Here is a 25,516-nt window from a genome sequence, read left to right on the forward strand (position 1 = left end):
CTTTAAATGTCCAAAGGGTACAAAGTTGACTTCCGACCAGTGACCCGTCCTTACAGAAGAAGGATATATATTTGAAGGCTGGAATGTAGAAAAGACTTCCGTTGGATCAGATTTTTTTGTTAAAGAAAATATTGTACTAACAGCTATGTGGGAAATAGTTGAATATACTATTGTTTATAATTTAGATGGTGGAATAAATGATGACCAAAATCTAAATTACTATACAGTAGAAAAGGAAACTTTTGAATTAAAAGCACCAGTAAAAGACGGTTATGATTTTGCAGGTTGGTATGCGGACGAAGGCTTAACTGAACAGGTAGTAAGTATTAAAAAAGGTAGTGTAGGAAACATAACTTTATATGCTAAATGGATGACAGAATCATTTAAAATTACATACTATCTTAATGGTGGGGTAAACTCCAGTGAAAATCCAAATATTTATACGATAGAAGACAACATAATTCTTAGTAATCCAGAGCGAACGGGATATGATTTTGCAGGTTGGTATGCAGACGAAGGGTTAACTGAACAGGTAGTAAGTATCAAAAAGGCAGTGTCGGAAACATAACTTTATATGCTAAATGGACCTCAGAATCTTTTAAAATTACATACAATCTTAATGGTGGGGTAAACTCCAGCGAAAATCCAAATTGTTATACGATAGAAGACGAGATAATTCTTTGTAATCCAGAACGGACGGGTTACGATTTTTTAGGTTGGTATGAAGATGAAGGCTTAACTGAACAGGTAGTAAGTATTAAAAAAGGTAGTGTAGGAAACATAATTTTATATGCTAAATGGACCTCAGAATCTTTTAAAATTACATACTATCTTAATGGTGGGCTAAACTCTAGCGAAAATCCTAATTTTTATACGATAGAAGACGAGATAATTCTTTGTAATCCAGAGCGAACGGGTTATATTTTTGAAGGTTGGTACACAAATTCAACATTTGCAGGGTCCACAATTAATCAAATAAAAAAAGAAAGTACAGGACCTATTTCTTTATACGCAAAGTGGGAAGCTAGAACCGATATACCTTATGTAATTTATCATTATTTTCAGGAAAAGACAGGAAATAATTATAAACTTTGGAGCACAGAAAATCGAACTGATGGAATTACGGATCAACCTATTTGTTGGTTTGCATTATCAGAACCAGGAAGTATGCTTAATGATGAATTAACAAAAGAAAACGGAGTGCTTTCTAAAAATGCTCCAAAACAATTAGTACACGGTGATGGAAGCACTGTTGTAGAACTTTATTATGACTGGGAAATTGAGACTGTAACCTTTGAATTGAATGGGGGAACAGGCCTAGAAAGTACAACTTGCCGGTACTGTGCTTTTATTGATCCTCCACCTACTCCAAAGAAAACTGGCTATACTTTTGCAGGCTGGTATTCAGACAGTTCTTTAGTGAATATTTTTGATTTTAGCTCAATGATTGGAGAAAATATAAAACTTTATGCAAAGTGGAATGTAAAAACTTATACCATAACTTTTAATGGAAACGGTGCAACAACAAATGGCACTTTGAGCAAACAATTAAAATATGGGGAACATATTGGTAGTATTGTAGCTCCGACAAAAACAGATTGTATTTTTGTTGGATATTTTATTGATAAAAAAGGTAGCGGCAAGGGTTACTATTGTCCTTATGGAGAACAATACTGGTACATAGATGATAACATTACTTTATACGCAAAGTGGATAGAACGCTTTGTAAAAGTTGCAGGCACAACAATAAAAGGAAATGAAAGCTGGACACCTGCCTCCGAAGTGTTCGTAAGTGGAAGGAGCCTGACCATACCTGATTTGTTAGTGTGCGACCACGAGGTAACAAGAGGCGAGTTCAAGGCTTTCATGGGAGAAGACCCGAGCATGGAAAAAGCTTATGACAAGGACGGAAACAAGCTTACGGGAGACGACGCTCTGAACAATCCTGTGAACAATGTGAACTGGTATGCGGCAATCGCCTACTGTAACAAGCTTTCCATAAAAGAAGGTCTTACGCCTGCTTATACTGTCAGTGGAATAAGTGACTGGGAGAACCTTGCATATTCAGCCATTCCGACTAAAGGAAACGATGATTGGGATGCCGCCACCTGCAATTTTGAGGCTAGCGGCTACCGTCTTCCGACAGAGGCCGAATGGGAATGGCTTGCCCGTGGAGGGGAAAACTACACCTATGCAGGAAGCAACACTATAGATGAAGTGGCATGGTATACAGGCAACACAAATAATACTGGCTCCAGGGATGTAAAGACCAAGGCTGCCAACGGCTACGGACTTTACGACATGAGCGGAAATATTTGGGAATGGTGCTGGGACTGGTATACCGAAACAATATCTTCCGATGCTGGGGCTTCTGGTGCGTCGTCGGGCAATTTCCGTGTTCTACAGGGTGGCGCTTGGTTTTCCGTTGCCAACGAGAGCAAGGTTGCTCATCGTTACGGCTTCTACCCGCAAGCCGGCGGCTGGTGCAGCGGCTTCCGCCTGGTTCGCAACGCCAACTAGCGTTGGCTAGTTCTGTAAGGTAATTATTCACTTCTTCCGCTTACGCGGAAGTGCGAATCCGCTCAGTAGACGTGTCATTCCCCCGCTCGACGAGGGAATCCACCAGCATGAGATTGCCCGGTTAAGCCGGGCAATAACAGGTGTGATAAGTATGGCAATGAGAGAAAGGCGGGCAAAAGCCGTCATAAAAGGTCGCAGTTTTTTTTGCGGTCTCTTTTTTATAAGCAGTCATTTAATAGCTGTCTGCCTTGATTTTTTGCACAAAACCGATATAATTTAGTTATCTTTAATGAGGAGGAGGCTCAATATGGCAACATCAAGCTTAAAAAAATCTTTTGTTATCAGTTCCAAGCTGGAAGCCAGTAAGCTTGTTAAAATGTTTACAGATTCGCTTTCAAAGCCGGTAAAGACAAGGCCTGTAAATGTCAGCAATGCTTCTCCAGAACTCTTAAAAGAGATTATTAATGCAAACACGAAATAATGTTCATACAATCAGGCTTTTTGATTTGTTGGCTATAGACGGCGGAGAACAGTTCTTTGAGTCCATAGCCAATTCTTTTATGTCTAAAAATGCTGATGTTGAACAGTTTTTCCGTAAAAAGGCTGTTCAGGCAACAAAGCTCAATACTGCGGCAACTTACCTTGTGATTTCATACGAAAACAAGAAATTTTATTTGTTGGGATATTTTACTCTTGCAACAAAGATGCTGACATTAAAGCAAGATTCACTTTCAAAAATAGAATGTAAAGCTATAAGCCGTTTTGGGTATTTTGACGAAGACTCTCTTTCTTATAAGCTTCCTGCAGTTCTTATAGCACAGTTCAGCCGTAATTTTAACGAAAGCTCAAAATCAATTTCAGGTGATGACCTTATGGACATTGCACTGGACAAAATAAAGGATGTTTTACACTCAACAAGTGGAAAAGCTGTTTTTCTTGAATGTGAACAAAAGAAAAGTATTATTGAATTTTATATGCGGAATAATTTTCAGCCGCTGGGCAACACTATTCTCTCCAAGGATAATAAAGAATTAACCCAGTTGTATATTATTCTATAACCGCAAGATAAAAACGACCTTCGGATTCCTTTTTACTACCTATTGCCCGAAAAGCTGATTTCTGATATAGTATTGTTTCGGTATGAAAACTGAGCAGTGCATTTACATGATGATTCTCAAAAATTGTGTTTGCGGTTTTCATTTTTATTTGTGATTTCTAAGGCGAATTCTTTTTAGAGTTCGCTTTTTTTTTGCGTTAGGGATTGTAGGGGCGCGAAGCGGCCACCGCAGCGAGCAAAGCGAGCGAGGAGGCTGGAGCGACAGCGGAACCCCGAAAAGCCCGACCCGTAAGGATGGGATTGCCCGGTCTATTCGCAACAAAGTTTCAAGCGAGCCGGGCAATGACAGACTGGAGGGTAACGCACTAAATTTGGTTTTTATAGGTAGGGAGCGGCACCGCATGCGGGGCAAAAACAGTCCGGTGGACTGTTTTTAGCGAGTCTCCCGAAAAGCTATGCTTTGAGGGTTTCTAAAAAAAAGAAATTTTCAAAGTGTAAAACAAGGTTTTTATAGGAGTTATATAGATATATGAAAAGAACAGACATCAACAAGGTTATGATTATCGGTTCGGGACCGATTGTCATTGGACAGGCATGTGAATTTGACTATTCGGGAACACAGGCTTGTAAGGCTCTTCGTGAAGAGGGTTACAAAATTGTACTGGTAAACTCAAACCCGGCTACAATCATGACTGATCCGGTTATGGCCGACGCTACTTATATTGAGCCGCTTAATGTTGAGCGTCTTTCTCAGATTATCGAAAAGGAACGCCCGGATGCACTTTTGCCAAACCTCGGTGGACAGACCGGTTTGAACATGGCTATGGAATTGAACAAGGCAGGCGTTCTTGAAAAGTACGGCGTTCAGGTTATCGGTGTAAACCTCGATGCTATCGAACGTGGTGAAGACCGCGAAATCTTTAAGGAAACAATGCAGAAACTCGGCATTGCAACTCCAAAATCTGACATCTGTCACACTGTTGAAGGTGCAGAAAAAATTGCAAGCGAAATCGGATTCCCGCTTGTAGTTCGTCCGGCTTACACAATGGGCGGCCAGGGTGGCGGTTTCTGCTACAATGTTGAAGAGCTCCGCACAATCGTTTCCAACGGTCTCGACCTTTCAATGACTCACCAGTGTCTTATTGAACAGTCAATTCTTGGTTGGGAAGAACTTGAAGTTGAAGTTGTACGCGACAAGAAAAACCAGATGGTTGCAATCTGTTTTATCGAAAATATTGATGCCGTTGGTGTTCATACTGGTGACTCTTTCTGTGCCGCTCCATTTATGACAATTGATAAGGATTTGGGCGTTCCCGCCACAAGTGGCGGTCGGGCTATCCGCGGTTACGCGCTCTCGCGCTCCATTGCTGCACTTCGTTCCGCAACGGCTAACGCCGCCGCTACTATCCCTAACGCTTTTCTTCCTAAAACATTTTCTGCAAACACAAAAACTTTCGTTGCTTAATATAGGCTTTTTCTTTTTCCCACCCACCCACCCTTTAAAATTTTCTTCCATCTTTTTCAAATACTTTCCAAATATCTTTTTCGCTCTTTTCATGCTATAATATTCCTATGGAAAACACGCTCCTTACCCCGGCTGAACTTTATAAAAAAATGGAAGGCTTTTCTCACGATTATTTTCTTGTTGATGTGCGGCATGACCGGGAAAGTTTTTATGCGATTCCCGAAGATCAGATTTTGAAATACTGGCTATGCTATTCTGGAATCGTGCTGAATCATATTATGGACGGCGATCTGGAAAAGGCCTGGGAAGTCATAAGAAGCATGCCCCAGGAAGGACAGGTCAGGTTTGCGCGGCTGGGGCTTTCAATCGTTCACCCGGAAATCACCTGGAAAGAGCTGGTTGGCATTATCAATTATCTTAAAGAAATAAATTCGCCGATTTGGTCTGTAATCCTCACCGCGGGTCGCCCTTCCGTTCTGAATGGCTTGCAGGATATTTCAAGGCTCGGGCCCTTTTTGGAGAAGAATAAAGACAAATTTATGGAAGATTTGAAGATGCTTTACGAGGGAGAGTGCGTTGAGTTCATCTGGCGGCTCTGCCTTGCCGAATACAAGTATCAGAGAAACGAGCTTTTGGATGCGGAAGTGCTCGTAAGCCGCACGATTAAGGAATTCGATAGAACCAGCGAGCGAAGGCTTTTATTTTCGTCCTTGTACTTGCAGTTTAAGATTCTTTTTGCTCAGCATAAAACCGTGAGCGTGGAAAGTTTCATCAAGAATTTAAATGATTTTTCAAAGGAAGCTGGCAAGGCTGAATTTTCACTTAACATAGATGCGGCTCATGTTCTTTTTTTGATTTACGAAGGAAACCTGACGGTTGCCGCCCAATGGCTTGAAAACGGCGCGCCCGATGAATTTGGTGACTTTAATATGCTCGACATCTTCCGTTATCTGGTCAAAATCCGCTGCTACATCATCACAAAGAAATATGCCGCGGTTGTCGCCCTTGTGGAACGGATCCGCCCGCTTCTGGAGCAAGGGCGAAGGTACATGGATTTGTGCGAGCTTGACCTTCTGCTTTCCGTTGCCTTTTACCGCTCGGGCAAAAAGGAGCTTGCCTTTGAATGTCTGGAACGTGCCCTAAAGCTTGTCCGGCGAAGAAAATATTACCGCCTTGTTGCCGACGAGGGCGACGCAGTATTTCACATTCTCATTGACTATGTGAACGAGAAGGGGCAGACGGATTTTCTAATGAAACTGACCCAAATGACCCGCGACATGGCGATTTTATATCCGCTGTATCTGAAGCCGCAGTTCACTGGAGAGGCAACCTTTACCCAGATGGAAACTGATATCCTAAGGCTTCTGGAACAGGGAAAAAACAAAGAAGAAATTGGCGAATATTTTTTCATTTCAATAAACACGGTAAAATACCACCTAAAAAAGATTTTTGCCAAGCTTGATGTAAACAGCGCAACTCAGGCGGTGTGGAAGGCAAGGACGCTGAAGATTATTTAGGACTGGCACAATAGTGCAAACTTATTAAAAATACTGCTTTAAAACTACCCTCTAGGGTGGTGATAGATTTCTTGAGGGCTGATACACTTCTTAATATGGAAAGAGTGTTGCCCAAAAAGTCATTGTTTTTCTCATTTTTCACGCATGTACTTGACAAGCCAAGTTCAGCCCATATAATTCTTCGGGCTGTAGGGGCGAAATCTGCCCTAAACATAAAATCATACACATACACATCGTTTTCTTGTAACCATAAGACCGTCTTCTGTTGTCGCATTCTCGGCAACAGGGGCGGTCTTTTTATTTTTAAATCATTTCATTTGGAGGAAAAAAATGAAAAGTAAGAGAGAGATTGTCGTGTCACGCACGGCAATGACAGGACGCATGGCAAAAGGACTTGCAGCCTTTCTTATGGCACTCGCCCTTGTATTTGGCTTTGCCTCGTGTAAAACAGAGTCGGAGGAAGAAACCGTTTACCGCACCGTCACCTACAGCACGGAACACGCCACCGCACCCGAAAAACTCACGGTAGCTGACGGTACCGCCCTTACGGCAGAGCAGCTGCCCGCACTTACAGAAAGCGGCTACACTTTTGGCGGCTGGTATGACGGCGAGACAAAAGCCGAAGCTGGCTACAAAGTGACGAAAGATGTCACGCTCACTGCAAAATGGACAAAAAACACCGTTACTCCCACACCTGATGACGGAGAAGATGACGGCGGCAACACAAGCGAAGCCACTACATACACCGTCACTTTCAACACGAACGGCGGAACAGAAGTCGCATCTCAGAAAATAGAAAGCGGCAAGACTGCCACCGAGCCGACCGCTCCTACAAAAGACGGATTCACATTTGGCGGCTGGTACACTGACTCTGATTTTACAACGGCATTCAGCTTTAGCACGGAGATTACGGCAAACATCACGCTGTACGCAAAATGGATTGATGCAAACAAGACCGTTTACACCGTAACATTCAACTCAGACGGAACGGAAACCAAGCAGACCGTAGCCGAGGGAGAAAAAGCGAGCAAGCCGACAGACCCGACAAAAACAGGCTACACTTTTGCAGGATGGTACAACGGCGAAACTGCATTTGACTTTAACACCGCAATCACCGCGAACATCACGCTTACGGCAAAATGGAGCGCAATCACCTACTCCATCACCTACGCACTTGACGGCGGCACAAACGCAGACGCAAACCCTGCAACCTACACCATCGAAAGCGACGACATTACGCTCTCCAGTGCAAGCAAAACCGGCTACACATTCAGCGGCTGGCAGAACGCGGACGGCGAGACGGTGTCAAAAATCGCAAAAGGCACGACAGGCGACATCACGCTCACCGCCCTGTGGACGACCGCGAGCGGAATCACGGTGACAATCGCACCGGCTTCTGATATCGGCGTGACATCTTCTGAGGACTCAAGCTCAATCACGCTCACGGCGGATGAGGGCTTTACCGGCTACAGCTGGCGGATTGACGGCGTTCTTGCGGAAGAAGCAGGTGATGATTGGTTTGCTTCTGTAAGCGAGGACGGAAGAACTCTTACAATCTTAAAGCCAACAAAAGAAACACACTATGAAGTTGGTCTTGTCCCAGACGGCATGGTTTATAAAACTGAAGATACCAACCTTACTAATGGAGATGCATATCAGATTTCGCTCAGCGCGACAAAGAACGGCATTCCTTACGGCTCACAGGTTTTGGTCATATTGAATAATTCTATAATCAGAGTTTCTATAGAAGAAACTGCTGAAACAGTGACAGTTCCGCTTATTGGTACTACCAAAACAATTGAACTAATTAAGTTTTGGGCAGAATCTGGCTTTACAAACTACAGCTGGAGCATTAACGGAACTGATTTAGACGGTTCTTCATCAGATACAGGGGTACAGTTGAGTGATGATGGTATGATTCTTACATTAGCCGAGCGTGTATTTGCATCTTCTGAACCGGGAACATCAATTCCGATTGTGCTGACTGCCACAAAGAACGGCGTTGAGTACACCGCAGTGATTACACTCAAAGTAGCAGACGATGATGAATCATCACAAGGTTAAAATTAACTAGGGAGAATAGAAAATGAAACGAAAATTACTTTCAGCACTTGCGGCAGTGACCGCGCTTGTTTTTGCTTCCTGCTCGATGGGAAACACATTTGAAAAGCAGGACACAGGCACGGACGGCAAAACCGCATACATCACAGTCGGCATGGACAGCGCGAGCCGCACGGCACTTCCTACAGTGACTGGTGCTGATGAATTTACAAGCTTTACGCTCACAGGCCAACAGATACGCAGCAATGCTATAACCGTTCCACAGACTTTTGGCACATGGACGACCGACAGCACAAGTTCCGCTTACGCAAAAATGACCACCCAAAAGTTCGCGGTGTATGCGGACACAACCTACACATTCACGCTCACGGCTGTAAAAGGCGGGGCTACATGGCAGGGATCAACCACAAAGACGATTGAAGCAGGAGTGAACAGCCTTTCCTTTACGCTTTCGCTCGCAGCTCTTTCAACCGAAGGAAAAGGCGCAATCAATGTAACGCTTACCGTGCCGGATGCGGTAAAAGCCGTGGAAGCATGGCTGTACCAGACAGACGAAGAAACGTGTTTTTCTGAAGATGATGAAAACCCTTCGCTCACCTTTGCAGACGGAAAAGCAACTTATGCACGAAGCGACATTGCGGCAGGAAATTATGTGCTTGTGTACACGCTTTACGGCGACGAAGAAAAAACGCTCAAACTTGGCCAGTGGCGAGAGTACGCGGGCATTACCGACGGCGTTACAAGCACTTCTAGCCCTGTGATTGCAAGCAACGAAGACCTTGCACACATCTACAAAATTACGCTCAACCTGAACGGCGGAACATTCACAGGAACTTTCCCCGGTTCTTATACGAGACACAACTTTGATGAATACGATGCAATTGATTTGCCGTGGGATGGCATACGGAGTGACGGCGTAGTTTTGAATGATGACGGCGAAGTTGAAATCTACAAAAAGAACTGCTTCTTTGATGGCTGGTATGATGCGGAAACAGACGGAGAAGCTGTGGACTGCATTGAATCCGAGATGATGGGCGATATAACGCTTTGGGCATACTGGACAGACACCCTCACTATAGAGCGCATTGACCTTATTTACAAACAGGGAATTGACAAACTAAAGGATAAACTCAACTTGCAGGCTCTGCTGGAAAAAGGATTTGACCAAATCAACCTAAAACTCACCAATATGGCTGATGGTATAACTCCTAATTCAAGCGGCTACGATGACTGGAAAGACCCTCGTTTCACTGCAATTCTTGAAGCTATTTGTGACGCACAGGGTTTAAGTGTAAACCTTGATTTGAGTGAGACAAACATTACCTTTATTCCATCTTGTGCATTCTATCATGATAATCCAACTACATACAATCCTGTGAATCTTACCGGTATCATCTTGCCAAAAACGCTCACGAAAATTATTCAGTTTGCTTTCGAATCTACGAGCTTTAAAAAAATCACCATTCCAGCAAGCGTAATAGCCATAGGCCGAAATGCTTTTGAGAATAGTGGACTTGAAGAAATCACCTTTGAAAAAAACAGCGCGCTTGACAATATCGGTCAGAATGCATTTCACAATAGTAATCTAAAAAGCATTACGCTTCCTGAATCACTTCAAGACATTCAAGATAATGCATTCGATGCGTGCAGTAAGCTTGATACCATCAACTATGAAGGAACAGCCGAAGATTGGACTTATGTAAATCGTGGTGACGACTGGCACAATGGTATCAAGGCAACAACTGTTAAATGCTCTGATTACACAGTTCCGCTTGATTTGTCACCAGCTGATTTTGAAGGCTTGATTGGTACAAAACCGGCCTCCATAGCAAAAGAGGTTGGAGACATTGTGTTTAGTGACGGCTCTGCTACACCTTACTCAGAAGATCTTGAGCTTACTCAATCACAGAAAGACAACGCTGTTGCCGTAATTTTCTATGTAGGAACAGGTTTGAACAGCGAAAATGACAATTCGACAAAAAGAACTTTGGGAGTTGGTTTTAACACTGCGTCTGATTATAACTGGTGTTCAGAAGAAGCGAATGCTTGCGAGTTAAGTATCGATACAATAAAGTGTGAACCAGATGACTGTTACCCATCGTATAGACGTTTTTACTTTAAGGATAAAACTGCAAACGACAAAAACGGAAGTGATAATCTGAAGCAGATTGGAGAATTTCTTACTGCAAATGGCAAAGAAAATGACACTGATGACTCATCAAAATATCCAGCCTTTTATTTTGCAAAGAATTACAATGCTCCAGGAAATCAATATGATGACGGTTGGTATCTTCCAAGTCTTGCAGAATTTTTTGAGCTTTACGACATCAGATTCATTGACGACGAGGGTGATGATATAAATGTTGTATTCAAGTTTGTCACTGGCAAAGATTCTGTATTTGATTATCAGAATGGGTTCTGGACATCGACACAGGCAAGCGGTGATGAAGACAACACAGCGTATGCCTTTGTTGAATACTATGCCGGAATATATTCTTCTGCAACTTCAAAATTTGATTACTTTAACGTTTGTGCCATCCGGGAGTTCTAGCAGAGGAGAATAGATACCCTATTGCCCGAAAAAGTGATTTTTGATATAATATGTTTTCAGTATGAAAACTGAACAAACCGATTACATGATGATTCTCAAAACTTGCGTTTGCGGTTTTCATTTTTATTTGTGATTTCTAAGGCGAATTCTTTTTAGAGTTCGCCTTTTTTTTAGTGTAAGGAGAAGCTGTGGCTCAGACTTTGACAGTAAAAAATACATCGGTCTCTGTTATAAAAGTTAGCAATGAAGATTTTCTTTCGCTTACCGATATTGCACGCTTTAAGTCTGATGAGCCGAATGCTGTAATTGCAAACTGGCTTCGTAACCGCAACACAATCGAATATCTTGGAATTTGGGAAAGTTTATATAATCCTGATTTTAAACCCCTCGAATTCGAGGGGTTTAAAAAAGAAGCTGGATTGAATGCTTTTACACTTTCTCCTTCCAAATGGATTGAAAGTACAGGGGCAATCGGAATAGTTTCAAAGTCTGGTCGCTACGGCGGAACTTACGCACATAAAGATATCGCCTTTAAGTTTGCAAGTTGGATTTCTGTTGAATTTGAATTATATGTTGCAAAAGAATTTCAGCGTTTAAAGGAAGAAGAGCAGAAGCTCCTTGGCTGGTCGGTAAAGCGCGAGCTTTCAAAGTTGAACTATCACATCCACACGGATGCAATAAAGCAGAACTTAATTCCGCCAGAGCTTACAGCGAAGCAGAAATCTTTTGTGTATGCTGAAGAGGCTGATGTTTTGAATGTTGCTCTCTTTGGAATTACTGCAAAAGAGTGGCGGGAAGCAAATCCCGATTTGAAGGGAAACATCCGCGATTACGCAACGATAAATCAGTTGATTTGTCTGAGCAATCTGGAGAATCTGAACGCTGTGTTCATTCAGAAGGGGATGGAACAGAGCGAGCGGCTTACGGAACTGAATAAAATTGCAATTCAGCAAATGAAGGTTTTGGAAGCGGTGGAAGACAGGAAACTGTTGAAGTGAAAAAGCGTTAGGGATTGTAGGGGCGCGAAGCGGCCACCGCAGCGAGCAAAGCGAGCGAGGAGGCTGGAGCGATAGCGGAACCCCGAAAAGCCCGACCCGTAAGGATGGGATTGCCCGGTCTATTCGCAACAAAGTTTCAAGCGAGCCGGGCAATGACAGACTGGAGGGTAACGCCCAAAAATTGGTTTTTAGTAAGGAGAAAATAGATATATGAAAAGAACAGACATCAACAAGGTTATGATTATCGGTTCAGGTCCGATTGTCATTGGACAGGCATGTGAATTCGACTATTCAGGAACACAGGCTTGTAAGGCTCTTCGTGAACAGGGTTACAAAATTGTACTGGTAAACTCAAACCCGGCTACAATCATGACTGACCCGGTAATGGCCGACGCAACTTATATCGAGCCGCTTAATGTTGAGCGTCTTTCTCAGATTATCGAAAAGGAACGCCCGGATGCAATTTTGCCAAACCTTGGCGGCCAGACCGGCTTGAACATGGCCATGGAATTGAACAAGGCAGGCATTCTCGAAAAGTACGGTGTTCAGGTTATCGGTGTAAACCTCGATGCTATCGAACGTGGTGAAGACCGCGAAATCTTTAAGGAAACAATGCAGAAACTCGGCATTGCAACTCCAAAATCTGACATCTGTCACACTGTTGAAGGTGCAGAAAAAATCGCAAGCGAAATCGGATTCCCTCTTGTAGTTCGTCCGGCTTACACAATGGGCGGCCAGGGAGGCGGTTTCTGTTACAACGTTGAAGAGCTCCGCACAATCGTTTCCAACGGTCTCGACCTTTCAATGACACACCAGTGTTTGATTGAACAGTCAATTCTCGGCTGGGAAGAACTTGAAGTTGAAGTTGTACGCGACAAGAAAAACCAGATGGTTGCAATCTGTTTTATCGAAAACATCGACGCTGTTGGTGTTCATACTGGTGACTCTTTCTGTTCTGCACCTTTCATGACAATCGACAAGGCACTTGAAGAAAAACTCAAGGCAATGGCATTCAAGATTGTTGAATCAATCGGCGTTATTGGCGGAACAAACGTTCAGTTTGCACACAACCCAAAAACAGGCGAAGTTGTAATTATCGAAATTAACCCTCGTACATCACGCTCTTCTGCCCTTGCTTCAAAAGCTACCGGTTTCCCGATTGCTTTGATTTCTGCAAAACTCGCTTCAGGACTTACACTTGACGAAATCCCATACTGGCGCGACGGAACATTGGATAAATATACTCCGGGCGGAGCTCCAGACGGAGATTACGTAGTTCTTAAATTTGCACGCTGGGCATTCGAAAAATTCCGTGGTGCAGAAGACTCACTCGGTACTTCAATGAAGGCTGTTGGTGAAGTTATGGCTATCGGTAAAACTTTCAAGGAAACTTTCCAGAAGGCAATCCGCGGTCTCGAAAACGGCCGTTCAGGTCTTGGTTTTGCAAAAGACTTTAACAAAAAATCACCTGAAGAACTTTGCGAAATGCTCAAAACAGCAAGTTCAGAAAGATATTTCCAGTTGTACGAAGCAATCCGCAAGGGAGTTTCTCTCGAAAAACTTCACGATATCACATACGTTAAGATGTACTTCCTCCAACAGATGAAGGAACTCGTAGACCTCGAAGAAGAAATGCTCAAAAATCCTGGACGCGTTCCGGAAGACAAGCTTTTGATTCAGGCTAAAAAAGACGGTTTCTCAGACAAATACCTTTCTAAAATCCTCAAGGTTGCAGAAAAAGATATCCGCAAGCGCCGCAACGAACTGGGCATCAAGGAAGGCTGGCTCGCTGTACCTGTAAGCGGTGTAGAAAACGCAAACTACTACTATTCAACATATAACTGCGAAGATAAGAGCGTTGCAACTGACAACAAGAAAAAGATCATGATTTTGGGCGGAGGCCCGAACAGAATCGGTCAGGGTATTGAATTTGACTACTGCTGCTGTCATGCGGCTATGCAGCTTAAGGAAATGGGCTACGAAACAATCATCGTAAACTGTAACCCAGAAACTGTTTCTACTGACTATGATACTTCTGATAAGCTCTACTTCGAGCCTGTTACAACAGAAGACGTTCTTCAGATTTACGAAAAAGAAAAACCGTTCGGAGTTATCGTACAGTTTGGTGGACAGACTCCACTTAACATTGCCCGCGAGCTTCAGGAAAACGGCGTAAACATCCTCGGTACATCAATTGATTCTATCGACATCGCCGAAGACCGCGACCTCTTCCGCCACATGATGGAAAAACTTGAAATCCCAATGCCGGAAAGCGGAATGGCAATTGACTTTAATGAAGCTAAGGCTTGTGCTGACAAGATTGGCTACCCTATCATGATTCGTCCAAGCTTCGTTTTGGGCGGACGCGGAATGGAAGTAATCTATGACGAAGCTACTTTGAAGGAATATGTTGAAAAGGCAGTTGGTGTAACTCCAGACCGTCCTCTTCTTATCGACCGCTTCCTCAAGAATGCTCTTGAATGCGAAGCTGATGCTTTGGCTGATTCAACTCACGTTTACATTCCGGCAGTTATGGAGCACGTTGAGCTTGCAGGTATTCACTCTGGTGACTCAGCTTGTGTAATTCCTCCAGTTTCGATTCCTGCTGATAACCTCGCAACAATCAAAGAATATACAAAGAAAATTGCAGAAAGCCTCCACGTTTGCGGTTTGATGAACATGCAGTACGCAATCGAAAATGGAAAGGTTTATGTAATTGAAGCTAACCCACGTGCAAGTCGCACTGTGCCACTTGTATCTAAAGTTTGTGACACTCAGATGGCCCGCCTTGCAACTCGTATGATGCTTGGTGAATCTCTCGAATCACTCGGCCTCAAAGACAAGAAGATTCCTTACTACGGAGCAAAAGAGGCTGTTCTTCCTTGGGCCCGCTTCCCTGGAGTTGACCCAATCCTTGGCCCTGAGATGCGTTCAACAGGTGAAGTTCTTGGCCTTGCTGAAAACTTCCCTCTGGCATTCTATAAGTCACAGGAAGCTGCCGGTTCAGAATTGCCACACGCACCGGCTGCCTGGGAAAACAAGAAGGTTCTTATTTCCCTCAGCAACAAGGAAGGCCAGAAAGATCAGGTTCTTGAAATCGGAAAAACTCTGAAGAACTTGGGCTTCACTCTGGTTGGCACACAGGGCACAGCAGACTTCTACAACTCAAACGGAATCAAGTGCGACGTGGTGAACAAGATTGGAGTCGGCCGCCCGGACGTAGTAGATATGATTATGAACAAGGAAGTTTGTTTGGTAATCAACACACCTAAGGCTAAGAGAAACTACGCCGAAGACCGCAAAACAATCCGCAAGGTTTGCCTGAAGTACAAGGTTCCATATATCACAACACTTGCCGGAGCAGTTGCAGCCGTTCAGGGAATTGCAGCAGTTAAAAACGGCAATGGCGGTGAAGGCGGAGTAAAGAGCCTGCAGGAATATCACAGTTTAATTCGATAAATCGAATTAAACTAGCGAGTTTATACATTAAAACTCGTGCAAAACTGTATACATTTTCGTAAAGGACGCCAGTTCTGCCTTCGGGCGGGACCGGCGTTTTTTTTTAATTACTCTTCCACAATCTGTGGAGGTTGCAGTATTCGTAGGCGGCTAGGACCTTTTCATCCGGAAGGAGGGCAAAGTCGGCTTTTGGCGGCTGGCCCGGTTCCAGGGTTTTTTTCTGGATTCCTTTGTCGGTTTGGAGAAGGATCCATTCAATATAGTGTTCCGGGAGCATAGGGTGGTCAACAGAACCAACTGCCACATTAACTGTCTGTCCGTTAACTGTAACAACAGGAACATGTTTTTCTGTGGCTCCGTCCGTGCTGGCCGGTTTAAGTTCAACCATTTCGTCGCCGCAGCAAATTGTAGGGCATGAAGAGGGTTTTACGATAACTGCGATTTTCTGACATTTTTTGCAAACAAAGAATTGAATATTCATCTTGAGTACCTCCGTATATTTTCGCAAATGCGAGGGGTGTTTGTTTCTTTATAGCATGAATGCGGTTTTGTTGTAAGGTTCAAAAATCCTAATACAACAATAATCTTGAATAAAAATAGTGTTGTTTTGATGTCCATCAGGTGTTTAAAGAATTAAAAACCCTTGTGAAAATTGCGTATTCGGAGTATTCTAGAAACAATAACAAAATTATCTACTTTAAAGAAAACGTAAATTCTCATGCGTTTTCTTTTGTATCGATTTTCTATATAGGAGGACAAAATGTCCAGAAAGAAACAGTCTATGGATGGTAACCAGGCTGCCGCACACGTTGCTTATGCCTTTACAGAAGTTGCCGGTATTTATCCAATCACTCCGTCATCACCAATGGCTGACTGGGTTGATAACTGGTCTGCAAGTGGTCAGAAAAACATCTTCGGTAACAAGGTAAAGGTTATCGAAATGGAATCAGAAGCCGGTGCCGCAGGTACAGTTCACGGTTCACTTGCATCTGGTGCACTTACTACTACATTTACAGCTTCACAGGGTCTTCTCCTGATGATTCCTAACATGTACAAGATTGCTGCTGAACAGCTTCCTTGTGTATTCCATGTTGCTGCACGCTGTGTTGCTACACAGTCCCTGAACATCTTCGGTGATCATTCAGACGTTTATGCCTGCCGTCAGACAGGTGCTGCAATGTTTGCTGAATCAAACCCTCAGGAAGTAATGGACCTGGCTCCGGTAGCTCACCTTGCAGCTCTCGAAGGCAAAGTTGCATTCATCAACTTCTTTGACGGTTTCCGTACTTCACACGAAATTCAGAAAATCGAAACATGGGATTATGCAGATCTTAAAGAAATGGTAAACATGGATGCAGTAAAAGCATTCCGTGACCATGCATTAAATCCTGAACATCCTGCTATGCGCGGTTCACACGAAAACGGTGACGTATTCTTCCAGCACCGAGAAGCATGTAATTCAACATATGATGCACTTCCTGCAATTGTTGAAAAATACATCGACAAAATCAACAAAAAGCTGGGCACAAACTACGGCCTTTTCGACTACTACGGTGCAAAAGATGCAGACCGCGTAATCGTTGCAATGGGTTCAATCTGTGATGTTGCAGAAGAAGTTATCGACTACCTTACAAAGAAGGGCGAAAAAGTCGGACTTATTAAGGTTCACCTCTACAGACCTTGGGTATCTGCAAAATTCCTTGAAAAGCTCCCTAAAACAGCTAAAAAGGTTGCAGTTCTCGACCGCACAAAGGAACCGGGCTCTTTGGGTGAACCACTCTTCCTGGATGTTGCAGCAACTCTCCGCGAAGCAGGTCTTAACGATGTGGTTCTTTCTGGCGGACGCTATGGTCTTGGTTCAAAAGACACACCTCCAAGCTCAGTATTCGCTGTTTACACAGAACTTGCTAAAAAAGATCCTAAACCACGCTTTACTTTGGGAATTGTTGATGATGTTACAAACCTCTCTCTTCCTGAAGTTAAACCGGCTCCAATCACATCTGCTGAAGGTACAGTTGAATGTAAATTCTGGGGTATCGGCGGTGACGGTACTGTAGGTGCAAACAAAGACTCTACAAAAATCATCGGTGACCACACAGACAAATACATTCAGGCATACTTCCAGTATGACTCTAAAAAGACCGGCGGTATCACAATTTCTCACCTCCGGTTTGGTGACAAACCGATCCGCTCGCCATACTACATCAACCAGGCTGACCTTGTTGCATGTCACAACCAGTCTTACATCATCAAGGGCTACAAGATGGTTCAGGATGTTAAGGACGGCGGTACATTCCTCATAAACTGCCAGTGGAGCGACGAAGAACTTGACAAGCACTTGCCTGCTGAATCAAAGAAATACATCGCTGACCACAAAATCAAGGTTTACACTGTAGACGCAGTTGACATCGCAACAAAAATCGGTCTTGGAAAACGAACTTCTACAGTTCTCCAGTCTGCATTCTTCAAACTTGCCGGCGTTCTTCCAGCTGAAGAAGCCATCAAGTACATGAAGGAAAAGGTTGTTGCCAAATTCTCTAAGAAGGGTCAGGATGTCGTTGACATGAACTGTCAGGCTATCGACCAGGGTGCAGGTGCTCTTCACGAAGTTAAGATTCCTGCTTCATGGAAGAATCCGGCTCCAGACGCAGCTAAACCTGCCCTTAAGGGTGAAAAAGCTACTGTAGAAATGGTAGAAAAGCTCATGAACCCTATCGCTCTTATGGACGGTGACAATCTTCCTGTATCAGCATTCAAGGACATTGCTGACGGTCAGTTCCAGCTGGGAGCATCTGCTTACGAAAAACGCGGTACAGCTGTTAATGTTCCACAGTGGGATTCAGAAAAATGTATTCAGTGTAACAACTGTGCATTCGTATGTTCACACGCAACAATCCGCCCATACCTCCTTACAGATGCAGAAGCAGCTGAAGTTGAAAAGAACGGCGGAAAAGCAGTTGACCTCAAGCCAAAGGCTGGAAAATACAAGTTCACACTTTCTGTCAGCCCTCTCGACTGTATGGGTTGTGGAGAATGTACAACAGTTTGTCCGGTACAGGCTCTTACAATGGTTCCACAGGAAAGCCGCCTCTCAGAGCAGCCGGCATGGAACTATCTCGTTGCAAATGTTTCAAAGAAAGCAGATTCTGGTTTCGGCGACAACACAGTCAAGGGAAGCCAGTTCAACCAGCCGCTTCTTGAATTCTCTGGTTCATGTGCAGGCTGTGCAGAAACTTCTTATGCACGCTTAATCACTCAGCTCTTCGGCGAACACATGTACATTTCAAATGCTACAGGATGTTCTTCAATCTGGGGTGGTCCTGCTGCAACAGCTCCATATACAATCAACAAGGACTCAAAGAAAGGTCCTGCATGGGCTAACTCACTCTTTGAAGACAACGCTGAACACGGTCTCGGTATGTACTCAGGCCAGAAATATATCCGCGACGGTCTTATTGAAAAGCTTAATGCAATGAACGCTTCAGGCGCTCTCAAAGAAGCCATCGACGCTTTCATGGCTACAAAGGACAGCACAAAGGAAAATGCTCCTGCAGCTGAAGCCCTTATTGCAGCTCTGGAAAAAGACGGTTCAGCAGAAGCAAAAGAAATCCTGGAAAAGAAAGCTTACCTCTCTAAGAAATCTGTATGGATCTTCGGTGGTGACGGATGGGCTTACGATATCGGTTTCGGCGGTCTCGACCACGTTCTTGCTTCAGGCGAAAACATCAACGTTATGGTATTCGATACAGAAATGTACTCAAATACAGGTGGACAGGCATCTAAGGCTTCAAACATCGGTGAAGTTTGTCAGTTCGCTGCTGCCGGTAAGGAAATGGGCAAAAAATCCCTTTCTGAAATCGCTATGAGCTACGGTTATGTATACGTTGGACAGATTGCCCTCGGTGCTAACCCTGCACAGGCCCTCAAGGTTATTCAGGAAGCAGAAGCTTACAACGGTCCTTCACTCATCATCGGCTACGCTCCATGTGAACTCCATGGTGTTAAGGGCGGTATGAACCACTGTCAGGATGAAATGAAGGCTGCCGTAAAAGCCGGTTACTGGAACCTCTTCAGCTTCAACCCTGCTCTTAAAGCAGAAGGCAAGAATCCGTTCACACTCACTTCTAAAGAAGGTGACGGAACTTATCAGGCATTCCTCAACAACGAAACACGCTACTCGGCACTTACACGTAAGTTCCCTGAACGCGCTAAAGTTCTCTTCGACAGAAACGAGCAGGCAGCAAAGGCCCGCTTCGAACATTTGCAGAAGCTTATTGAACTTTACAAATAAGGAAGTTTTTCCTCATGGGGTTCTTGCCCTGTGAGGGGAGATTTGCTGAAAAATGAACGCCGTTCTTTTCAACGAGCGATTGTTGAAAGAACGGCGTTTTTTGTGTATTACAATCTAATTATTTTTCATTAACTCGTAAGAACTGTGAAATTTCATTATTGTATTTCTAACAAATGTAAAAGAGGTAAAATTATCTGTTGCAAATTCCCAAAAAGGAAGTTATGAAGGAATCGCAACATACACGGTGAAATAAGATGCAAATAATCGAGCAAGTTTTAAAACTTTTTATGACGACAGACTCAGAGAAATACAGTGATTTGGAAATCCACAAACTTCTTTTAAAAACTGTTTCTCCGACTGTGAAACAATATAAAAAATCCAATAAACAACACCAGTCTCTGTTTCAGAAAGATGAAAACATCGACAGGCTCATTGTGCTTCGTTGTTTTGCATTTGAGTTATGGAATTCGATTATTCAAGGTAAACTTCATAACGAAATATACGGGCGAAGAATAAATGTTATAGAGACCGCATTGTTGCGATGTGAGATTGCAACTGATGAAAATATCGCATTGTTTACAAATGGTTATGGTTTATCTGCAATGTCGAATTTACGATTAATGCTTGAGGCTTTTTCAATCTCAAAATATCTTTGGAAAAAAGGTGAAAATGAGGCAAAAAGGTTTCAAGATTATAGAGAATACCAAAAATCAGAATTTGACGGTACAAAAGCCGATATAGAAGATAAGCATGATGAATCATTTTATAAGCCGTATGGTTGGATTTCGGAACCTGAATTAAGAAGTCTTTCCCATCTAGTCAAGGAATTAAAAAATGCAAAATATGACGAATTGTTTAAAATAAGCAATAACTATGTGCATGCGACTCCTTATTCTTTGGAAAAAGTTTGGGAATTGAACCATAAACGAATGGGATATTTTCCGATTGACTTGTCAGAATTGATTCGCTTGAATGAGTTTATATTAACCGACTTCTTATGTTTCGTGGTTGATAGATTCGTAGAAAGCGATGAAAAAGATTTTTACAAACTTTTTCTAAAAATCATAGTTGACAGGATGTAAAAAATGATTATCAAGTAAAATATTGACAACATGAAGTCATATTTCATTTCTTAGCGAACAACACAAATTCTCTCCTGATTGCTAAATCAATTTTCTTTTTCGATATAACTTTCCACAAAATATGATTCTGCGAGTAATCGTAGTCTCTTTTGGGAAAAGATTGTTTCATTCCGATTATATTTAAATATTGTCTCATTGCTGTCTAAAACTTTCTCCAATTTTGAATATATATCAAAGTCGCTTCTACAAAAAAAAATCCCGCCCGAATGAGCAGGATATTGAAAACGCTACTGTAAACCTTTCACTGACACAAAAGAAAATACTCGCCGCATTATCAGAAAATGTCTTTGTTACACAATCTGAACTTACTGAAAAAATTGGAATCCATCGAACAAGAATTAATGATTACATGGCAAAACTGAAAGAAATGGGGGTTATTAGGTGCATTGGTTCTGAATGAAACTGAGAGTATTTAATTAACTTACCCTCTTCATTGCGTTAAGGATGCGTCGCAACTTTGTTGCTTAGCGTAGTGCTGTAGATTTGGGCTAGAAAAGTAAACACTCGACTAAATCATTTTCCACATCAGCCCATTTGACAAATATCAGAAATGTGTTATATTGATTATAGGTAGCCCAATAGAATGCGCTTGAATGGGCTTCGCACTTGTTGCGGACTAACGGACGGCGCCCGTTTCTATCTGTAATGACCGCTGTTACTGGCGTTTCCAGAGCAGCGGTTTTTTGTTTTTCCCGCTCTTCCTTGACGGATAACCAGTCTGTACATCATAAAAATCACCGTCCGCTGACGGCATGAGTTTTACAATAGCAATGTGGTTTCGCTCTGTGTATGCCTTTACGAGAATCAGAGAGCCATTTTGACCTTGATAAATTGCATCATAATCTGAGCAGACATCTTCTATGAAATCTCGCGCGTTGTCGAAACCGCATTTATTCAATGCTTCCATCCGCTCCGGTCGTTCAATGTGTTTTTCACCGTAATTACCTTTTTCATTTTCAATTTGAACACCTATTCTTAGGCGAATTTTTCCAGATTGTCTTTTTATAATATTTGCAACAGATGGAGAAATTTCTCCAAAATCAATACTTCCTTTTTTAGTAAGAACAAAAGCTCCGAAATGTTGCACAGGTATTGAATCCATGTCTACATTTTAGCAAATGTTGCGTTTTGTTGCCAATGCGTTAAGGATGCGAAAGGCGGCGTAGCCGTACCCTTGAGGAAAGAACTGGATCAATTGGGCCTCAAAAAACTAAAACTGATTCTGATGATGATTTTTTCCGATTTATGCAGTAGAATAAAGTCTACAAGAGGAAATATAGGGATGAATTATTATCTTTTATCGACTTATGCTGTTTTTTCAAAATTGTATGATGCAAAAAAAAGTATTTATGAACTCTTGGCGCATTATGTTGTTACTTTCATAGAAGAAAGAAAAAAATATGATTTTGTTCTTTCTTCTTTTGTTTTTGAATTTAATGAGTTTTATGGCTTTAATTTACCACAAGCTGTGTTAAAGAAAGTCTTATCTCGTACAGCAGGCGTAACTTTTGAAAATAAATTAGAGCGTTATTATATAAACTTTAAAGAACTTCCAGATTCAAAAATTGCGGATTTTAATGAGTATAAAAAAGAGACGGACGAAATTTTGTGCAATCTCATTAACTTCGTTCAGAAAAATGAAAAATCAGAATTATCAAAGAAAGATAAAGAGTTATTATATAAAGATTTTTCAGAATATTTGTTAAAGTCGAACTGTAAAAATGAAAAGAATTTAAAGTTTATAACTGCATTTTTAATTGAAAATGAAGAAAATAAAGATTATAAAAGAACTTTGTCTGCTGTAAAAGAAGGAATTATTATCTATTCTGGAATTACAACATCTCTTATATCAGATAATGCCATTAATGATGTTCGTGGAGCCTGGAATACAAAATTGACTATTTATTTGGATATGGAGATTTTGTTTCATCTTTATGGATATAATGGATTGTATTTTAAACAATTGGCAGAAGATTTCATAAAACTTGTAAAAGAAATAAATAAAACAGGGCAATTTATAGAACTGAAATATTTTTCAGAGATAGAAAAAGAAATTAATGATTATTTTTATGCTGCTGAAAAAAATATTGAAAATGGAAAACTTATTTCAACTTCAACAGCTATGTCCAATATTGTTGAGAATTGCAAAACACCAAGTGATATTCTTCTAAAAAAACAACAATTTCTAACTTTTTTGAAAGATTTTCAAATAGGGAAGGATGAAAATGAGTACTATACAGAGGTTAATTTCAAATATAATATTGAAGGCGGTGAATTTGAAATACACCACTATCTCAATTATATAAACATTTTGCGAAAAGGAAATAATTCAGAAAACTTAAGAAATATAAAGTATATTCTTGTAACAGGAAAATCTGAAATTTTAAAGCAATCATGGAATACCACAATTTACAATGATGGAGATATTCCTAGAGCAACATCATTGGACTATTTGACAGAACATTTTTGGTTTCTTTTGAATAAAGGTTTTGGCAAGACAAAACTTCTAAATTCCTTCGATGTTTTTAATAAAGCAAGAATTGTATTTTCAAGTTTAATATCTGCAAATATTTCTGATAAATATCAAGAGTTAACAGAAAAATTTGCAGATGGCGAAGTCACTGAAGCATTGGTGGCAGAAACTGTTGCAGATTTACGACTTCAAAATCGAAAACCAGAAGATATAAAAGCAAATGAAGTAGACTTTTTACTAAATGTTTTATCCGAGGATAGTGTAAACAGTATTATTTGCGACAATGAAATTCGAAAAGCCGAATATGAAAAAACTAAAGAAACTCTTGGTGAGAAAGAAAAAGAAATAGAAGAGTTAAAAAAATATAAAGAAATTGTATTAAAACAGCAAAAAAGAAAAAATGCCGTAAAAACGGTAATAAGCATTTGCAAAAATGTTTTAAAAAGACTTTTTCCTAGTATTTTTGCAATATTATTGGCATTTGTAGTTTCATATATTTCCGTTGAAAAATTTTCGAAACACTATAATAAAATTGCCTTATTTTTTTCATGCCTAGGACTTTTCAATATCAAAAACATTATTGATTTTATAAAGTGCTTAAGAGGAAAGTAAAGAATTAAATGGAATCCCAATTAATCGAATACAAAGAAAGTTGGCGTGATGAATATCTCAAATGGATTTGCGGTTTTGCGAACGCACAGGGCGGAGTTATTTATATCGGCAAGTGTGATGACGGTTCTGTGTGCGGAGTAAGAGATTCAAAAAAACTGATGGAAGTTCTTCCGAATCTAATTCGTGACACGCTGACTGTGGTTGCAGATGTAGATTTGCTTCAAGAAAACGGACTTCAATATATCAGAATAACAGTTGATGCAAGTCCTTACCCTGTAAATTACAAGGGAGAGTATCATTATCGTAGCGGCTCAACAAAGCAGGAACTGAAGGGGAATGCGCTTTCCCGCTTTTTGCTGAAGAAAACTGGGCTTTCGTGGGATGCAGCGGTGATTGATAAAACCGACATTTCTACTTTTCGTAACGATGCGTTTGATATTTTCCGTGAGCAAGCTCGCATAAGTGCGAGAATGGCAGAAAAAGATGTTTCGGTTTCAAATGAAATGTTGGCAGAAAAACTCGATTTGCTTACTGACGGGAATGTGACTCGTGCAGGGGTTTTGGTTTTTCATCACAATCCAGAAAAATGGATTACAGGGGCATGGATAAAAATAGGATTTTTTGCCGATGACTCGACGATTTTGTATCAAGATGAGATTCACGGCTCGCTTTTGCAGCAGGCTGATAAAATCATGGACTTGCTGTATACAAAATATCTGACAGCACCAATCTCATTCAAAGGAATTACCCGCGTTGAAAAATATCCTTACCCAAAGGATGCCGTGCGGGAAGCTCTGCTGAATGCCATCGTTCATAAAAATTACGGCAGTTTTACGCCAATTCAGATTCGTGTGTACAAAGATAAGCTCAGAATTGCGAACGACAGTATTTTGCCAGAAGGAATTTCACCCGACCAGCTCATAAACGAAGGAAAATCTCGTCCGCTTAATCCCAAGGTTGCGAATGTGTTCTTTAGGGCGGGATATATCGAATCGTGGGGGCGTGGAATTCAAGAAATTCGTGATATGTGCAAGGCGTACGGAAATTCTGCCCCCGATTTTAAGATTGATTCGGATGCGGTCTTCGTTACTTTTTACCCACTCGAAGAAATAAAAGAGGGAGAAATCCCTGTCCCCCAAGATGTCCCCCAAGATGTCCCCCAAGATGTCCCCCAAGGAATTTCTCTTGAAGTTAAAATTTTAGAAGCAATACGAAAAGATAAAAAGATTTCACGAGAAAAGATTGCGGCAGAAGCAGGAGTGAGCAAGAAAACTGTCGCCCGCCAACTTGCAAAAATGCAAAATAAAGTTGTCTTTATCGGTCGTGGTTACAGCGGTCACTGGGAGATAATTGAATAACAGAATTGCGAA

At 41.8% G+C, this 25,516-nt stretch carries 17 protein-coding genes and 1 pseudogene; 16 read left to right on the forward strand and 2 right to left on the reverse strand.

Annotated features, from left to right (window positions below; translation table 11 throughout):
* Window positions 1-145: 145 nt before the first annotated feature.
* The 11 genes and pseudogenes from IJJ71_RS13300 to carB all read left to right on the forward strand — a co-directional run bounded on the left by IJJ71_RS13300 (window position 146) and on the right by carB (window position 15,628).
* Entirely contained in the window at window positions 146-568 is a 423-nt protein-coding gene (locus IJJ71_RS13300; protein ID WP_296847711.1) for an InlB B-repeat-containing protein, read from the forward strand.
* A 35-nt stretch (window positions 569-603) separates the two neighbouring features.
* Window positions 604-1,017: pseudogene (locus tag IJJ71_RS14995) on the forward strand (InlB B-repeat-containing protein); the annotation flags it as partial.
* Window positions 1,018-1,167: 150 nt separating this feature from the next.
* A complete protein-coding gene (locus IJJ71_RS13305) occupies window positions 1,168-2,520 on the forward strand; it encodes an SUMF1/EgtB/PvdO family nonheme iron enzyme (protein WP_296847712.1) in 1,353 nt (450 codons plus the stop codon).
* Window positions 2,521-2,827: 307 nt separating this feature from the next.
* Window positions 2,828-3,001 carry a hypothetical protein gene (locus IJJ71_RS13310; protein ID WP_296847713.1) on the forward strand — a complete coding sequence of 58 codons (174 nt, stop codon included), beginning with the start codon at window positions 2,828-2,830 and terminating at the stop codon, window positions 2,999-3,001.
* Window positions 2,985-3,578: a hypothetical protein gene (locus tag IJJ71_RS13315; RefSeq protein WP_296847714.1), complete on the forward strand. Its 594-nt coding sequence runs from the start codon at window positions 2,985-2,987 to the stop codon at window positions 3,576-3,578. The genes IJJ71_RS13310 and IJJ71_RS13315 overlap by 17 nt, the downstream gene beginning before the upstream one ends.
* 528 nt (window positions 3,579-4,106) lie before the next feature.
* A complete protein-coding gene (locus tag IJJ71_RS13320) occupies window positions 4,107-5,042 on the forward strand; it encodes a carbamoyl phosphate synthase preATP-grasp domain-containing protein (protein ID WP_296847715.1) in 936 nt (311 codons plus the stop codon).
* Window positions 5,043-5,149: 107 nt separating this feature from the next.
* Entirely contained in the window at window positions 5,150-6,559 is a 1,410-nt protein-coding gene (locus IJJ71_RS13325; RefSeq protein ID WP_296847716.1) for a helix-turn-helix transcriptional regulator, read from the forward strand.
* A gap of 330 nt (window positions 6,560-6,889) precedes the next feature.
* Window positions 6,890-8,623, forward strand: coding sequence for an InlB B-repeat-containing protein (locus tag IJJ71_RS13330; protein WP_296847717.1), 1,734 nt, complete (start codon window positions 6,890-6,892; stop codon window positions 8,621-8,623).
* Between the two features lie 22 nt (window positions 8,624-8,645).
* Complete coding sequence (locus IJJ71_RS13335) at window positions 8,646-11,171, forward strand: leucine-rich repeat domain-containing protein (protein ID WP_296847718.1); 2,526 nt, start codon at window positions 8,646-8,648, stop codon at window positions 11,169-11,171.
* A 188-nt stretch (window positions 11,172-11,359) separates the two neighbouring features.
* A complete protein-coding gene (locus IJJ71_RS13340) occupies window positions 11,360-12,169 on the forward strand; it encodes a KilA-N domain-containing protein (RefSeq protein WP_296847719.1) in 810 nt (269 codons plus the stop codon).
* Window positions 12,170-12,379: 210 nt separating this feature from the next.
* Window positions 12,380-15,628 carry a carbamoyl-phosphate synthase large subunit gene (gene carB, locus IJJ71_RS13345; RefSeq protein WP_296847720.1) on the forward strand — a complete coding sequence of 1,083 codons (3,249 nt, stop codon included), beginning with the start codon at window positions 12,380-12,382 and terminating at the stop codon, window positions 15,626-15,628.
* A 103-nt stretch (window positions 15,629-15,731) separates the two neighbouring features.
* Here the strand turns inward: carB and IJJ71_RS13350 are convergent, their stop codons facing one another.
* The gene (locus IJJ71_RS13350) at window positions 15,732-16,109 is read right to left on the reverse strand and encodes a desulfoferrodoxin family protein (RefSeq protein WP_296847722.1); all 378 of its coding nucleotides are present in this window, start codon (window positions 16,107-16,109) and stop codon (window positions 15,732-15,734) included.
* 279 nt (window positions 16,110-16,388) lie between these two features.
* On the opposite strand from IJJ71_RS13350, the gene nifJ reads away from it, so the two are divergent.
* The 3 genes from nifJ (at window position 16,389) to IJJ71_RS15000 (ending at window position 21,461) form a co-directional block, all read left to right on the forward strand.
* Window positions 16,389-19,919 (forward strand): pyruvate:ferredoxin (flavodoxin) oxidoreductase, encoded by a 3,531-nt coding sequence (nifJ, locus tag IJJ71_RS13355; RefSeq protein ID WP_296847723.1) that lies wholly within the window; start codon window positions 16,389-16,391, stop codon window positions 19,917-19,919.
* Between the two features lie 254 nt (window positions 19,920-20,173).
* Complete coding sequence (locus IJJ71_RS13360) at window positions 20,174-21,001, forward strand: DUF5677 domain-containing protein (protein ID WP_296847724.1); 828 nt, start codon at window positions 20,174-20,176, stop codon at window positions 20,999-21,001.
* Between the two features lie 220 nt (window positions 21,002-21,221).
* The gene (locus IJJ71_RS15000) at window positions 21,222-21,461 is read left to right on the forward strand and encodes a winged helix-turn-helix domain-containing protein (RefSeq protein WP_367113242.1); all 240 of its coding nucleotides are present in this window, start codon (window positions 21,222-21,224) and stop codon (window positions 21,459-21,461) included.
* Window positions 21,462-21,716: 255 nt separating this feature from the next.
* Here IJJ71_RS15000 and IJJ71_RS13365 read toward each other — a convergent pair whose 3' ends face one another.
* Window positions 21,717-22,163, reverse strand: coding sequence for a hypothetical protein (locus tag IJJ71_RS13365; protein WP_296847726.1), 447 nt, complete (start codon window positions 22,161-22,163; stop codon window positions 21,717-21,719).
* Window positions 22,164-22,343: 180 nt separating this feature from the next.
* On the opposite strand from IJJ71_RS13365, the gene IJJ71_RS13370 reads away from it, so the two are divergent.
* On the forward strand, window positions 22,344-24,146 hold the full coding sequence (locus IJJ71_RS13370) for a hypothetical protein (protein WP_296847727.1): 1,803 nt from the start codon (window positions 22,344-22,346) through the stop codon (window positions 24,144-24,146).
* 8 nt (window positions 24,147-24,154) lie between these two features.
* A complete protein-coding gene (locus tag IJJ71_RS13375) occupies window positions 24,155-25,504 on the forward strand; it encodes an ATP-binding protein (RefSeq protein ID WP_296847728.1) in 1,350 nt (449 codons plus the stop codon).
* Window positions 25,505-25,516: the final 12 nt, after the last annotated feature.

This window comes from Treponema sp., from assembly GCF_017430385.1.
Taxonomy (GTDB): domain Bacteria; phylum Spirochaetota; class Spirochaetia; order Treponematales; family Treponemataceae; genus Treponema_D.

Bases quoted from the DNA above. Each gene is read 5' to 3' on its own strand.
- carB (WP_296847720.1), top strand. From the start codon at position 12,380: ATGAAAAGAACAGACATCAACAAGGTTATGATTATCGGTTCAGGTCCG.
- IJJ71_RS13320 (WP_296847715.1), top strand. From the start codon at position 4,107: ATGAAAAGAACAGACATCAACAAGGTTATGATTATCGGTTCGGGACCG.
- nifJ (WP_296847723.1), top strand. From the start codon at position 16,389: ATGTCCAGAAAGAAACAGTCTATGGATGGTAACCAGGCTGCCGCACAC.
- IJJ71_RS13365 (WP_296847726.1), bottom strand. From the start codon at position 22,163: ATGGATTCAATACCTGTGCAACATTTCGGAGCTTTTGTTCTTACTAAA.
- IJJ71_RS13310 (WP_296847713.1), top strand. From the start codon at position 2,828: ATGGCAACATCAAGCTTAAAAAAATCTTTTGTTATCAGTTCCAAGCTG.
- IJJ71_RS13300 (WP_296847711.1), top strand. From the start codon at position 146: ATGTGGGAAATAGTTGAATATACTATTGTTTATAATTTAGATGGTGGA.
- IJJ71_RS13335 (WP_296847718.1), top strand. From the start codon at position 8,646: ATGAAACGAAAATTACTTTCAGCACTTGCGGCAGTGACCGCGCTTGTT.
- IJJ71_RS13350 (WP_296847722.1), bottom strand. From the start codon at position 16,109: ATGAATATTCAATTCTTTGTTTGCAAAAAATGTCAGAAAATCGCAGTT.
- IJJ71_RS13315 (WP_296847714.1), top strand. From the start codon at position 2,985: ATGCAAACACGAAATAATGTTCATACAATCAGGCTTTTTGATTTGTTG.
- IJJ71_RS13305 (WP_296847712.1), top strand. From the start codon at position 1,168: ATGCTTAATGATGAATTAACAAAAGAAAACGGAGTGCTTTCTAAAAAT.
- IJJ71_RS13375 (WP_296847728.1), top strand. From the start codon at position 24,155: ATGGAATCCCAATTAATCGAATACAAAGAAAGTTGGCGTGATGAATAT.
- IJJ71_RS13330 (WP_296847717.1), top strand. From the start codon at position 6,890: ATGAAAAGTAAGAGAGAGATTGTCGTGTCACGCACGGCAATGACAGGA.
- IJJ71_RS13360 (WP_296847724.1), top strand. From the start codon at position 20,174: ATGCAAATAATCGAGCAAGTTTTAAAACTTTTTATGACGACAGACTCA.
- IJJ71_RS13325 (WP_296847716.1), top strand. From the start codon at position 5,150: ATGGAAAACACGCTCCTTACCCCGGCTGAACTTTATAAAAAAATGGAA.
- IJJ71_RS13370 (WP_296847727.1), top strand. From the start codon at position 22,344: ATGAATTATTATCTTTTATCGACTTATGCTGTTTTTTCAAAATTGTAT.